General features: G+C 69.6%; 5 protein-coding genes and 1 CRISPR repeat array. Of the genes, 4 read left to right on the top strand and 1 reads right to left on the bottom strand.

Annotated elements, in window-relative coordinates; translation table 11 throughout:
- The first annotated feature begins 9 nt into the window (after positions 1 to 9).
- The 4 genes from cas1e to OH735_RS05035 all read left to right on the top strand — a co-directional run bounded on the left by cas1e (position 10) and on the right by OH735_RS05035 (position 12,346).
- Positions 10 to 936, top strand: coding sequence for a type I-E CRISPR-associated endonuclease Cas1e (gene cas1e / locus OH735_RS05020; protein WP_406386415.1), 927 nt, complete (start codon positions 10 to 12; stop codon positions 934 to 936).
- Positions 936 to 1,253 carry a type I-E CRISPR-associated endoribonuclease Cas2e gene (gene cas2e / locus OH735_RS05025; RefSeq protein ID WP_406379805.1) on the top strand — a complete coding sequence of 106 codons (318 nt, stop codon included), beginning with the start codon at positions 936 to 938 and terminating at the stop codon, positions 1,251 to 1,253. Before cas1e ends, cas2e begins: the two co-directional genes overlap by 1 nt.
- A 17-nt stretch (positions 1,254 to 1,270) precedes the next feature.
- Positions 1,271 to 9,597: a CRISPR direct-repeat array (repeat unit 29 nt; unit sequence GTCCTCCCCGCCGACGCGGGGGTGTTCCG).
- A 143-nt stretch (positions 9,598 to 9,740) separates the two neighbouring features.
- Positions 9,741 to 11,033, top strand: a complete 1,293-nt coding sequence (locus tag OH735_RS05030) for a hypothetical protein (protein ID WP_406379807.1) — start codon at positions 9,741 to 9,743, stop codon at positions 11,031 to 11,033.
- Positions 11,034 to 11,191: 158 nt separating this feature from the next.
- The gene (locus OH735_RS05035) at positions 11,192 to 12,346 is read left to right on the top strand and encodes a hypothetical protein (protein ID WP_406379809.1); all 1,155 of its coding nucleotides are present in this window, start codon (positions 11,192 to 11,194) and stop codon (positions 12,344 to 12,346) included.
- A gap of 38 nt (positions 12,347 to 12,384) precedes the next feature.
- Here OH735_RS05035 and OH735_RS05040 read toward each other — a convergent pair whose 3' ends face one another.
- Complete coding sequence (locus OH735_RS05040; RefSeq protein ID WP_406379811.1) at positions 12,385 to 12,513, bottom strand: hypothetical protein; 129 nt, start codon at positions 12,511 to 12,513, stop codon at positions 12,385 to 12,387.
- Positions 12,514 to 13,144 lie beyond the last annotated feature (631 nt).

A 13,144-nucleotide genomic window follows, 5' to 3' on the forward strand; every position in this document is an offset into this window, starting at 1 on the left:
ACCCTCGCCATGCTCCCCCGCGTCGCTGACTCCCTGTCCTTCCTCTACATGGACATGGTCCGCATCGTGCAAGACGACACCGGAGTCTGCGCCCAGATCCCCACCGAAGACCACCGCACCGACACCGTCTACATCCCCACCGCCGCCCTGTCCTGCCTCCTACTCGGACCCGGCGTCTCCATCACCACTCGAGCCCTTGCCACCCTCGCCCGCCACGGCACCAGCGTCGTGTGCACCGGCGCCGGCGGCGTCCGCACCTACTCCGGGATCCTCGCCGACTCCCTCACCACTCACTGGCTCGAACAGCAAGTCGCCGCCTGGTCCGACACCGAGCGCCGCCTCGACGTCGCCATCCGCATGTACGGCATACGCTTCGGCGACGAGGTCCCCGAGGGCACGACGCTGGCACAACTGCGCGGCATGGAAGGCCAGCGGATGAAAGCCCTCTACCGGCTCATGGCCCAGCAACACGGCATCGGCCGCTTCCGCCGCAACTATCACCCTGACCAGTGGCAGGCCCAGGACCCGGTAAACCTTGCTCTGTCGGCCGCCAACACCTGCCTGTACGGCATCGTCCACGCCGCGCTGCTCGCCCTCGGCTGTTCCCCCGCTCTCGGCTTTGTCCACGCAGGCACCCAACACGCCTTCGTCTACGACATCGCCGACCTCTACAAAGCCGAGACCACCCTCCCCGTCGCCTTCGCACTCCACCAGTCCCCCAACCCCGAACAAGAAGCCCGCCGCCGCTTCCGCGAAGAACTCCGTCTCCTGCGCGTCCTCCCCCGCGTCGTCCGCGACGTCCAGACCCTGCTCACCCCCGGCGCCGAGCTTGAGGACCACTCCGAGCGACGGGACGTCGACATGGTCCACCTCTGGGATCCCCAGGCCGGCGTCCTACCCGCAGGCGTCAACTACGCCACTGAAGGCGGTGACTGATGCCGTCCATGGTCGTCATTGCGACTACCGCCGTCCCAGACCACCTGCGCGGCGCCCTCAGCCGCTGGACCAGCGAAGTCGTCCCCGGGATCTTCGTCGGCGCGGTCTCCGCCCGCGTCCGCGACGAACTCTGGTCCGCCGTCGCCGAAACCGTCGGCGACGGCGCCGCTCTCCTCATCCACCCTGCCCCCACCGAACAGGGCTACGCCCTCCGCACCGCTGGCGCTCGCCGCCGTGTGCCCATGGACTTCGAGGGCCTTACTCTCATCCGCATGACAGGAGCTCCGAAGGTAAAGAAATCACAAAGCCATCGCTGAGCTGCAGGTCAGGAAGCGTCCTCCCCGCCGACGCGGGGGTGTTCCGTCCGCGTTGCTGTCGGCACGGGGCGCACGCGTGTCCTCCCCGCCGACGCGGGGGTGTTCCGCCGTCACGCCCGAGCCGGTGTAGGGGATGTTCGTCCTCCCCGCCGACGCGGGGGTGTTCCGGACATGCCCGACGGGACGATTGGCCGCGGCTAGTCCTCCCCGCCGACGCGGGGGTGTTCCGGCGACACCGCCCTCGTGGGGGCTGGCGTACAGGTCCTCCCCGCCGACGCGGGGGTGTTCCGGCCGACGTCATCGACCTCCCCGAGTTCCGGGAGTCCTCCCCGCCGACGCGGGGGTGTTCCGATCCTGTCGGCCATGGCGGAGGACGGGCGAACGTCCTCCCCGCCGACGCGGGGGTGTTCCGGACCAGTTTTGCCCACCACAGTCTCGCCCGCCGTCCTCCCCGCCGACGCGGGGGTGTTCCGGGATGGTGTCTTGTCGAAGCTGTCGTTTTTCCGTCCTCCCCGCCGACGCGGGGGTGTTCCGTCCCGGTCGATCTCTTCGAGCTGGGTCAGGAGGTCCTCCCCGCCGACGCGGGGGTGTTCCGCCGACCAGGAGTATCGAGAACCAACCGAGGTCGTCCTCCCCGCCGACGCGGGGGTGTTCCGACGGGCGCTTACGGCACAGAGACGGCGCTGGAGTCCTCCCCGCCGACGCGGGGGTGTTCCGCCGACAGGCGGCCGAAACCGGAAGACGTCCCGGTCCTCCCCGCCGACGCGGGGGTGTTCCGGTGAACTACGACGTACCCGGCGACGATCTGCCGTCCTCCCCGCCGACGCGGGGGTGTTCCATACACGAGGTCCCCCGGCTTCGCTCCGGTGATGTCCTCCCCGCCGACGCGGGGGTGTTCCGTTGCAGGACGGGAATAAGACGGTCTCGCCTGCGTCCTCCCCGCCGACGCGGGGGTGTTCCGGCCAGATCGACCCCAAGAAACCGATCATCTGAGTCCTCCCCGCCGACGCGGGGGTGTTCCGACCATGACCGCAGTCACCATGAACGCGGCCGTGTCCTCCCCGCCGACGCGGGGGTGTTCCGTGGGGACCGGCCTACACCGTCGGGCCGTCGCAGTCCTCCCCGCCGACGCGGGGGTGTTCCGAACTGGCACCGCGGTCGGTCCACACAGCTGGTGTCCTCCCCGCCGACGCGGGGGTGTTCCGTACCCCCGAGGCTTTCCGGTCTCGGTGGCGAGGTCCTCCCCGCCGACGCGGGGGTGTTCCGCCGTGTTTCTCCGCGAACTCCTTGGCCGCGGAGTCCTCCCCGCCGACGCGGGGGTGTTCCGGCGCTCGCCGACCCGGGCATCACCGTCGACCTGTCCTCCCCGCCGACGCGGGGGTGTTCCGGCTGCCGAGAGCTGGGGCGTCGGCTCCAGCTCGTCCTCCCCGCCGACGCGGGGGTGTTCCGCTCTCGGAAGCGGCGGCCCGTGAACACATCGTGTCCTCCCCGCCGACGCGGGGGTGTTCCGGCCGTGTTCGACCTCGGTACCGCAGCTCACCGGTCCTCCCCGCCGACGCGGGGGTGTTCCGTCGGTGGCGAAGTACGGCGTCGCGTTCATGAAGTCCTACCCGCCGACGCGGGGGTGTTCCGCTGTAGAGCCGGTTGGTCGCGGGCGCTGGCAGGTCCTCCCCGCCGACGCGGGGGTGTTCCGGACCGGGACGCCTTCCGGGAGCAGCGGAACGTGTCCTCCCCGCCGACGCGGGGGTGTTCCGCCAGGTGTCGCAATGGCGCCGCCGACCATGGTGTCCTCCCCGCCGACGCGGGGGTGTTCCGTCGGCGCCGCCTCGGGCCGGTCCGGTCGGCGTGTCCTCCCCGCCGACGCGGGGGTGTTCCGTGCGGCGCCCAAATCGACCTGACTCCCCGCGAGTCCTCCCCGCCGACGCGGGGGTGTTCCGGATGTACATCAGCGTCCTGCTCATGCCGCCACGTCCTCCCCGCCGACGCGGGGGTGTTCCGGCGTGCGATCACGCAGTGCTCCCTTCGAAGCCGTCCTCCCCGCCGACGCGGGGGTGTTCCGCAGCACGAAGCGGTGCTTGCATGGCTGGTCGAGTCCTCCCCGCCGACGCGGGGGTGTTCCGCACAGGACCCCGCCGAGCTGTTCGCGGACATCGTCCTCCCCGCCGACGCGGGGGTGTTCCGCCACATCTCGCGGAGGTCGGGTCCGTCAGAACGTCCTCCCCGCCGACGCGGGGGTGTTCCGAGCTTGACAAACTTGCCGTGACCAGCATTTCTGTCCTCCCCGCCGACGCGGGGGTGTTCCGGTGCTCGACGGATATATGCAGATCGTCGACCAGTCCTCCCCGCCGACGCGGGGGTGTTCCGTCGACCTCTCTCACGGGGTAGGCCCAGGACATGTCCTCCCCGCCGACGCGGGGGTGTTCCGTTCGCAGCCGACGGGCCGGTCATCGTGAAAGCGTCCTCCCCGCCGACGCGGGGGTGTTCCGCATCGCCCCGAACAGGGCCATCGACTTCGTGAGTCCTCCCCGCCGACGCGGGGGTGTTCCGTTCATGGATGTGGGTTCCGATGGGGCTCTCACGTCCTCCCCGCCGACGCGGGGGTGTTCCGACCACCGCCGCCCGATGGGCCAAGACGCCCACGTCCTCCCCGCCGACGCGGGGGTGTTCCGCCAACCAAGGCGGGCAGTTCGGGTTCGTCGAGGTCCTCCCCGCCGACGCGGGGGTGTTCCGGTCGTCTGGGTCCTCGCGCTCGCCGACATGCGGTCCTCCCCGCCGACGCGGGGGTGTTCCGTTCGTCCAGCGCCTCTACCTGGCCGGGCAGCAGTCCTCCCCGCCGACGCGGGGGTGTTCCGTAGTCGATCAGGGCAGGGTCAACGTGCTGCGGGTCCTCCCCGCCGACGCGGGGGTGTTCCGCGGCTGACGGACGCCGGCCACTTGCTGCGCCTGTCCTCCCCGCCGACGCGGGGGTGTTCCGACCTGGACCCACCGGGGATGGACGCCAGCTCGGTCCTCCCCGCCGACGCGGGGGTGTTCCGTCCCCGCCCTGGTCCCCAGAAAACCCGCTCTTGTCCTCCCCGCCGACGCGGGGGTGTTCCGTGGGACCCGACCGTGCGGAAGTACTTCCAGCCGTCCTCCCCGCCGACGCGGGGGTGTTCCGATGGACGTCGAGTTCATGGCTGACCGTACGGAGTCCTCCCCGCCGACGCGGGGGTGTTCCTGGTGTCGGTGTCCGCGAGCACGTCGGTCAGCAGTCCTCCCCGCCGACGCGGGGGTGTTCCGCTGGTTGCCCCGCGGTACATCGAAGAGGGAGAGTCCTCCCCGCCGACGCGGGGGTGTTCCCTGCCACCTCCGGACCAGTGGCCGGAACTGCTCGTCCTCCCCGCCGACGCGGGGGTGTTCCGCAGGAGCTGGGCGAGGCCCGGGCACGGGTCACGTCCTCCCCGCCGACGCGGGGGTGTTCCGACCGCGACCGCGTACATCGACGTGCAGACCCGGTCCTCCCCGCCGACGCGGGGGTGTTCCGCGCGAGTTCGGCGGCCTCGGCAAGGACATTCAGTCCTCCCCGCCGACGCGGGGGTGTTCCGTCGGCGGGGGTGCTGTCGGCGTCAGCCCATAGGTCCTCCCCGCCGACGCGGGGGTGTTCCGCTGGTCGCCTACGTTCGCGTCTCGGGTACCGGGTCCTCCCCGCCGACGCGGGGGTGTTCCGTCGTCGCGCAGCGGCTCGGCCGCCCGCCGGATGTCCTCCCCGCCGACGCGGGGGTGTTCCGTTGAGTGTCGGCTTGATGACGTCGAAGCCCTCGTCCTCCCCGCCGACGCGGGGGTGTTCCGGCGCCGAGCTGAAGCGGCGACCGGTGGCCGAGGTCCTCCCCGCCGACGCGGGGGTGTTCCGATGATCGATGCCACCGACCCGGCGACGCTCGCGTCCTCCCCGCCGACGCGGGGGTGTTCCGTTCATCGAGTTCACCAAAGAGGGTCTCCAGCTGTCCTCCCCGCCGACGCGGGGGTGTTCCGCCAGGGCGCGCCACCACTCTGCGCCCCGTGGAGTCCTCCCCGCCGACGCGGGGGTGTTCCGTAGCCCGGATTGTCATTGGCGCCGTAGAGCGTGTCCTCCCCGCCGACGCGGGGGTGTTCCGTTCCGGGCGAGCAGGTCGCGGCGGTGCGCCTCGTCCTCCCCGCCGACGCGGGGGTGTTCCGGCGGCCACTGCCACGCCCTGCGCACTGAACCGGTCCTCCCCGCCGACGCGGGGGTGTTCCGCTCGGCAAGTACTACGCCAAGTACGGGGCGGAGTCCTCCCCGCCGACGCGGGGGTGTTCCGTACCTGGATAGGCATGGATGTGGCTTGGGCAGGTCCTCCCCGCCGACGCGGGGGTGTTCCGATCCGCGCAACGTTCGGGTCCTCTTTGACTGTGTCCTCCCCGCCGACGCGGGGGTGTTCCGTCACGCCGTGCCGCCCGGTGGGCACCCCTGTGGTCCTCCCCGCCGACGCGGGGGTGTTCCGGAAGCCCTCACAGAGGCGCGCTTCGTGCATCAGTCCTCCCCGCCGACGCGGGGGGTGTTCCGCACGCGAACTCATCCTGCTCTTGGCATGGCTCGTCCTCCCCGCCGACGCGGGGGTGTTCCGATGTCGGTGGCCGAGACCGTCACCGAGCTGTAGTCCTCCCCGCCGACGCGGGGGTGTTCCGGGTGAGAGCGGCGGCCAGCAGCCCGCGAGCCCGTCCTCCCCGCCGACGCGGGGGTGTTCCGACCGCACCAGGTTGTTGGCGATCGTGGCGGTGGTCCTCCCCGCCGACGCGGGGGTGTTCCGAACAACGGGACCGGGTTCGCGGCCGACCGGTTGTCCTCCCCGCCGACGCGGGGGTGTTCCGGCGAACAATGCGCTCACCCCGGACCAGGTGCAGTCCTCCCCGCCGACGCGGGGGTGTTCCGCCCAGCAGAGGAGTACCTGATCGCCCGAGGTTGTCCTCCCCGCCGACGCGGGGGTGTTCCGTTCACGTAGTTCTTGAGGTCTGCTGCCTCGAAGTCCTCCCCGCCGACGCGGGGGTGTTCCGTTCACGTAGTTCTTGAGGTCTGCTGCCTCGAAGTCCTCCCCGCCGACGCGGGGGTGTTCCGTTCACGTAGTTCTTGAGGTCTGCTGCCTCGAAGTCCTCCCCGCCGACGCGGGGGTGTTCCGTTCACGTAGTTCTTGAGGTCTGCTGCCTCGAAGTCCTCCCCGCCGACGCGGGGGTGTTCCGATTGAGCGAGCAATGCTCCGAGCACTTCCAGAGTCCTCCCCGCCGACGCGGGGGTGTTCCGGGTCCGTGGGCAGCACTGTTCTGTAACGAGCGGTCCTCCCCGCCGACGCGGGGGTGTTCCGGTCACCAAGGACACCGTATGGGGCAAGGTCCCGTCCTCCCCGCCGACGCGGGGGTGTTCCGGACACGCCGCCGGGGGCGAGCGCGGGGCCGGCGTCCTCCCCGCCGACGCGGGGGTGTTCCGCCGCGGTCGGTCCGCCGGGCCGAGCGTCGCAGGTCCTCCCCGCCGACGCGGGGGTGTTCCGAGCTACGGGTGCCCCGAGCCCGGATCGCGGAAGTCCTCCCCGCCGACGCGGGGGTGTTCCGGCTGCCGCTGGTTGTTCATCGGCCCGCCCGACGTCCTCCCCGCCGACGCGGGGGTGTTCCGCGGCGGTACAGGACATTCAGGTGACCACGATCGTCCTCCCCGCCGACGCGGGGGTGTTCCGCCGAGGGCTTCCAAATTCTGCCGCGCCTCGTCGTCCTCCCCGCCGACGCGGGGGTGTTCCGGCCACGGTCTTCCGGTCGATGGCCGGAACCGAGTCCTCCCCGCCGACGCGGGGGTGTTCCGTCCGCCGGACCGGTCGTCAAGATCCTCGGCCAGTCCTCCCCGCCGACGCGGGGGTGTTCCGTTGACGCCCGGCGCGGCGGTGACGCCGGTCGGGTCCTCCCCGCCGACGCGGGGGTGTTCCGTCGAACACCTGCTTGTGCGGCTGCGGGTGGTCGTCCTCCCCGCCGACGCGGGGGTGTTCCGCTGTCGACGGATCACGACGCGTGCATCGCCGAGTCCTCCCCGCCGACGCGGGGGTGTTCCGCCGCCGAGGCCCCGGCAGAGCAGCTCGCCGACGTCCTCCCCGCCGACGCGGGGGTGTTCCGCGCGGATGGTTCCGCTGATCCCGCACCACCTGGTCCTCCCCGCCGACGCGGGGGTGTTCCGGCCATGAGGTCCAGGTCGATGACGATGTCCCGGTCCTCCCTGCCGACGCGGGGGTGTTCCGAGCAACCGGCTGCGCTTCATCAAGTCCCGCTGGTCCTCCCCGCCGACGCGGGGGTGTTCCGGAGGACCAGTGAAGACCACCCGCTACGGCGCCGTCCTCCCCGCCGACGCGGGGGTGTTCCGGACCGGGCCAAAGCCCTTGCCTACCAGGCGTAGTCCTCCCCGCCGACGCGGGGGTGTTCCGAACGCCATGCAGATGGGCCTCACTGAGGGAGCGTCCTCCCCGCCGACGCGGGGGTGTTCCGGCCAGGACGACGTCACGGCCGCGGAGGTGCTCGTCCTCCCCGCCGACGCGGGGGTGTTCCGGCCAAGGCGCAGGCGCAGCAGATCAAGGAGGCGTCCTCCCCGCCGACGCGGGGGTGTTCCGTGCGGCGCCCCCACCACCCACTCCCGCACCCTGTCCTCCCCGCCGACGCGGGGGTGTTCCGCAGGCCACCAGTGATGCGTACTTTCAGACGCAGTCCTCCCCGCCGACGCGGGGGTGTTCCGGCTGCGAGCGCGGCCCTCACGGTGGCCATGCCGTCCTCCCCGCCGACACGGGGGTGTTCCGCGAGCAGGCGACCCGCTCGCCACCGACGCCACGTCCTCCCCGCCGACGCGGGGGTGTTCCGGTGTGGTTGATCACGCGGCGTCCTCCTTGGTCGTCCTCCCCGCCGACGCGGGGGTGTTCCGTCGCATGGCACTGAGAACCGATGGGGCCGAGAGTCCTCCCCGCCAACGCGGGGGTGTTCCGTCGATCTCTCGCGACCCCAGAGCCGCGCCGGCGTCCTCCCCGCCGACGCGGGGGTGTTCCGCCCACGACGGCGATGCTCAACGGCCTGGCGGAGTCCTCCCCGCCGACGCGGGGGTGTTCCGAACCCGCACAAGGTGACGAATCCGTACCGCCTGTCCTCCCCGCCGACGCGGGGGTGTTCCGCTGGCCGAGATGAGTGACGACGACCGGGAAGCGTCCTCCCCGCCGACGCGGGGGTGTTCCGCTGGCCGGGGCCTGGCGAAGGGGATGCGCCGTGTCCTCCCCACCGACGCGGGGGTGTTCCGCTCGTGCTGCCGATGGACGAGATGTGGCGGGCGTCCTCCCCGCCGACGCGGGGGTGTTCCGTCCCGGACTCGGGTGGTTGCCTCCACCGAGTCGTCCTCCCCGCCGACGCGGGGGTGTTCCGGTGGGATCGTCCTTGAGGAGGGGTGGAGGGGTGTCTTCCCCGCCGACGCGGGGGTGTTCCGCAGCTCAGCAGCACCGCCAAGGTCGCCCTGCCGTCCTCCCCGCCGACGCGGGGGAGTTCCGCTCATCCATCCGCCAGCAGTCGGAGCCGTGGTGTCTTCCCCGCCGACGCGGGGGTGTTCCGTCGCCCTCGTCCTCGGCGGCACACCCGAGCGCGTCCTCCCCGCCGACGCGGGGGTGTTCCGTCGAGGAGGGTGAATGGGCCATGCATCGCAGGGTCCTCCCCGCCGACGCGGGGGTGTTCCGCTCCGGTCGCAAATCCAGGCCCGAGGCGGCACGTCCTCCCCGCCGACGCGGGGGTGTTCCGCGCCTGCACGAACGGCACAAACCGCGGTGCTGGTCCTCCCCGCCGACGCGAGGGTGTTCCGTACCGCAGCAGATGTTCCGTACCGGGGTGCCGGTCCTCCCCGCCGACGCGGGGGTGTTCCATCGAGGTCACCGTGACTACCCAGACTACTGAGGTCCTCCCCGCCGACGCGGGGGTGTTCCGGACACGCGGACCGACTCTCCCTGGTACTCCATGTCCTCCCCGCCGACGCGGGGGTGTTCCGCCTGTCCGCACCTTCAAGGAAGGCGCGCGCGTGTCCTCCCCGCCGACGCGGGGGTGTTCCGCGGCTGGGGCTCGGCGAGCGCACGGTGACCGGGTCCTCCCCGCCGACGCGGGGGTGTTCCGATGAAGCGCAGCCCAAGCACCGCCTCGAAGCTGTCCTCCCCGCCGGCGCGGGGGTGTTCCGATGATGCGGCCGGCGACGTCCGCCTTGCCAGCAGTCCTCCCCGCCGACGCGGGGGTGTTCCGTTCGCTGTGCTGTACCCCGATCCTGGGCAAGCTTCCTCCCCGCCGACGCGGGGGTGTTCCGGTGTGGAGGTGCCCGTCCGAGATTCCGAATGTGGGTCTCCGCGCTGGATTGTCAGGTGACGTGACGATGTGACCGGTAGCCTGATCGGGTGGCTCGTGAGACCTGCGCGAGTCGTGCGCCAGTTCTGTTTAGGTGGGGGAAGTTTGAGCTTTCTGACGGATGCCGAACTGGCCTTGGGCCTGTCGCGGCACCTCTCCGTGTACCAGATGGGGCCCGAGCGGGCGGCCTTGGAGCAGCTCGAGTTCGCGGGGTGGGTCTTCGACGTCGCGTTCCGGCTTCAGGGAAGCACCACGAGCAGCGCCGGGCGGGTGAAGGCCATCGGGCTGGACGTGGGTCTCGGACCTCGAAACCTGAGAGATGTCATCGCGACGATGGAGACCTTGGGCTGGGTCACAACCGTCCACGACGTAGATCGCCAGCTCGTTTCCATCACCGAGAGCATCCCGGCCGCTGGTGACCTCATTATGGCTACCCCGAAGCTCTTCAGGGTGCTCATGGTCGGTCCCGTTGAGCTCGCGGCCCTCGCGCTGCTGCGCGCGACAACACTCCAGCCACTGCTGGAACAGGACGCGTTGCAGGCTGCCGCGACCGCGGATGGCGTCAAGGGGCACGACGAGGCGGCCGATGCTGCCCTGCGGCACCTGACTCATACGGGTTTGATCCGTCGTGTCATCGCTGATGACGGCCGTGAGGTTCTCTACAACCCGAACGTTTGGACGCAGGGAGACGACTCCGTTGCGAAGGCGGCCCTGAAGGCCGCTGATGCCCGGGCCACTGCCGAGGTCACTGCCCTCCTGGAAGAGATCGCGCTCAACCCCGGAATGCCGGAAACGCACGTTCAGTCCACTGAGGCGAAATGGGTGGACTTTGCCGTCTCTCAGAACCTCGTTCAGAGGTCAGTGATCCAGACTTCCGAGGATGCCGAGCGTGGCTTCCTGTTCACGCCTCACATCCGACGCGACCCCTTCGGCGGCACCGCTGGCGATGCGTCAGGGCACGTGCGGCAGCTCGTGGGCTCCATGATCTACGCCGCAACGTTCGCGAAGTTCAAGCTGCACTCGCCCGAGGTCTTCCTGCGTGCGCTTATCAATCGAGGCGTGGCTGGCAACACCTCAAACGTCGGCACCGACTATCCGATGCTTGAGAAGGCCGGTGTCGTCAAGGTCGTTGGTGGTTACCAGTCAGATCGGTACCGACTCCAGCTTCTGCAGCCCGAGGTCGCGCAGGACGCACTGCAGATGCTCAACGCCAGGGAGGGCACGGGAACCGAGCGAGCGGACGCGGCGGCACTTCGAGCTCAGCGATCGTATCGTCACGTGGAGCAGGAGCGCGCCAGGCTGGCATTGACTAGTGACGTCGACAAGATCGAGGAAGCTAGGCTGATCGCTGCCCTCAGGGAGGTTCCTGTTAACCGGATGATGGGCGGCGGGAAGTGACTGACAACACCGGCGAAACCTCTGAGGCGACGGCCGCTCGGGAGGACGGGAATGATCGTGGGCGAGGGGATGGGCGTCGTTCGCGGCGATCCTCGACCGTGCGAACCCAGGCTGGCACCAAGCCCGCGGATACCCTTGGCGGACAGTTGGAGCGCCGTGTGGCTCGGCTTGAGTTCGCCGAGGGCGCGTACGTGCGTCTGCGAGTGCCGCTCCCGGCAGAGGATGCGGACAGCGGACGCAGCGTCCTGACCGATATTGATGTGCTGTCGATCGATATCGACTCTCGCCTTCGGATTTCCCGCTCTAGCATGGAATGCAAGAGCGGCAAGGGGCAGACGGGCGAGCCAAACACAATCGTCTGGTTGGCTGGCTTTAGGCAATTGCTCGACCTGGACCGAGTGACGCTTGTTCGCCAAACCGTGAGTCCGCGTGGCCAGAGTCTGGCGCGGAAGCTCGGAATCGTCGTGATGGACGAAGCGACCGTGACCCGGCGGGAGAAGTCACACGCCTGGCTACCAGAGCGTTTTGCACATCTCGATGGGGCGGCATGCTCCGGAGCCGAGTCTAGGACGGACACGCAACTAAAGGGATTGCCCGAAATCTCGCCAGCGTTGGCGCGATTCTTGCGCGGAGGCGCCCTGCTCGCTGATTCTCCGGCAATTCTTCAAGCTGTACATTCATTCGGTCTTGCTGTGGGAAAGCAAGGGGTTCTTCCTGATCCTGCGGCTGGTGTCCTGGCTGGACACAGCCTTATTGCTGTCATCCTGGCGGCAGTTCAGGATGCGGGACGCCTTGACGATGTCCCAGAGCGGCTGCTTCGGAGTCGACTTGAGAGCGCGTTGACGGTTGGCGATCCAGACGGAAGTTACGTGCTTCCGATGCTAGAGAAGGCGGATGCATACATTAGGCACGTCCAGGACCGCACACATAAGGCGTATGTGGGTGCTGGTGCTGATGCAATTAGGATCGAATACGCATCGTTGCGAGATGCTGTTGCGACGCCCCCTGAATACTTGAGTGATTACCTCGACTTTGTGCAGAGGCTGCGAGCGAACCCCCAGGTCGCCCGAGATCTCCTTCAGGTTGCTGAAATAGTATGCTTTGATGCCCTGCTGGGTGATTCGGCCTGGAAAGCAAAGGCGTTCGCGCACCTTTTCACGACGGAACATAAGGCACTACTCTTGGTGGGGCTTAGATGCCTGTCAAGTATCGCCGGGCCTCAGGTGGTATCGGCTTTGAAGGGATTGAGTGAGATTCCCTTCGGGACATTTTCGGGAATGGTCCCGGACCGTGGCCAGCCGGTTGAACTTTAGTTCAAATTGGTGGCGGTGCATCACAGGTGAGCGACGCGTCAGGACACTTGTCCCGCCGTCTTGTACTCCTCATCAATCCGGCGAGGAGCCACGTCGAGAACCAAGTTCTCCATGGCCTGAGGCAGGAGTCCGAAGCCGGCAACCCACGTCTCGATGAGGTAGATCACGCCTACCTCATCGATGCCCAGGAAGAATCGGCTGTGGTCCAGCTTGCCGAGCGGGAAAGCGATCCAGAACCGAAGCTGGTGAACATAGCCCCCTGGCCCTCCCTGCCAACGCGAGAGGTGTTCCGCACTTCACCTTGTCGATCTCGACCTCGAACAGGTCCTCCCCGCCGATGCGGGGGTGTTCCGTTCACCGCGAAGACCGTCACCTACACCGACGGGTCCTCCACGCCGACGCCGGGGTGCTCCGACCTCGCCCACCTCCGCAGCCTGCTGGCCGCGGTCCTCCCCGCCGACGCGGGGGTGTTCCATCCTGACCCTGTGAACTCTGTGCACGCCCGTCGTCCTCCCCGCTGACGCGGGGGTGTTCCGTACGGCCTGTACGACGACACGAAGACCGACGGGTCCTCCCTGCCGATGCGGGGGTGTTCCGACCAACGTCCCGGTCATGTGTCAGGACATCCTGTCCTCCCCGCCGGCCTGGGTCCTCCCCGCTGACGCGGGGGTGTTCCGCAGGCGTGGCGGTACGCGGGCAACGAGACGCCGTCCTCCCTGCCGACGTGGGGGTGTTCCGGAGCAGGCCCGCCTGGCCGAGCAGAACGGTCCGTCCTCCCCGCCGAGGCGAGGGTGTTCC

Source organism: Streptomyces sp. NBC_01618, assembly GCF_045209435.1.
GTDB lineage: Bacteria > Actinomycetota > Actinomycetes > Streptomycetales > Streptomycetaceae > Streptomyces.

Excerpts from the sequence above, each read along its gene's own strand:
- cas1e (WP_406386415.1), top strand. The coding sequence starts at position 10 with ATGCTCCCCCGCGTCGCTGACTCCCTGTCCTTCCTCTACATGGACATG.
- cas2e (WP_406379805.1), top strand. The coding sequence starts at position 936 with ATGCCGTCCATGGTCGTCATTGCGACTACCGCCGTCCCAGACCACCTG.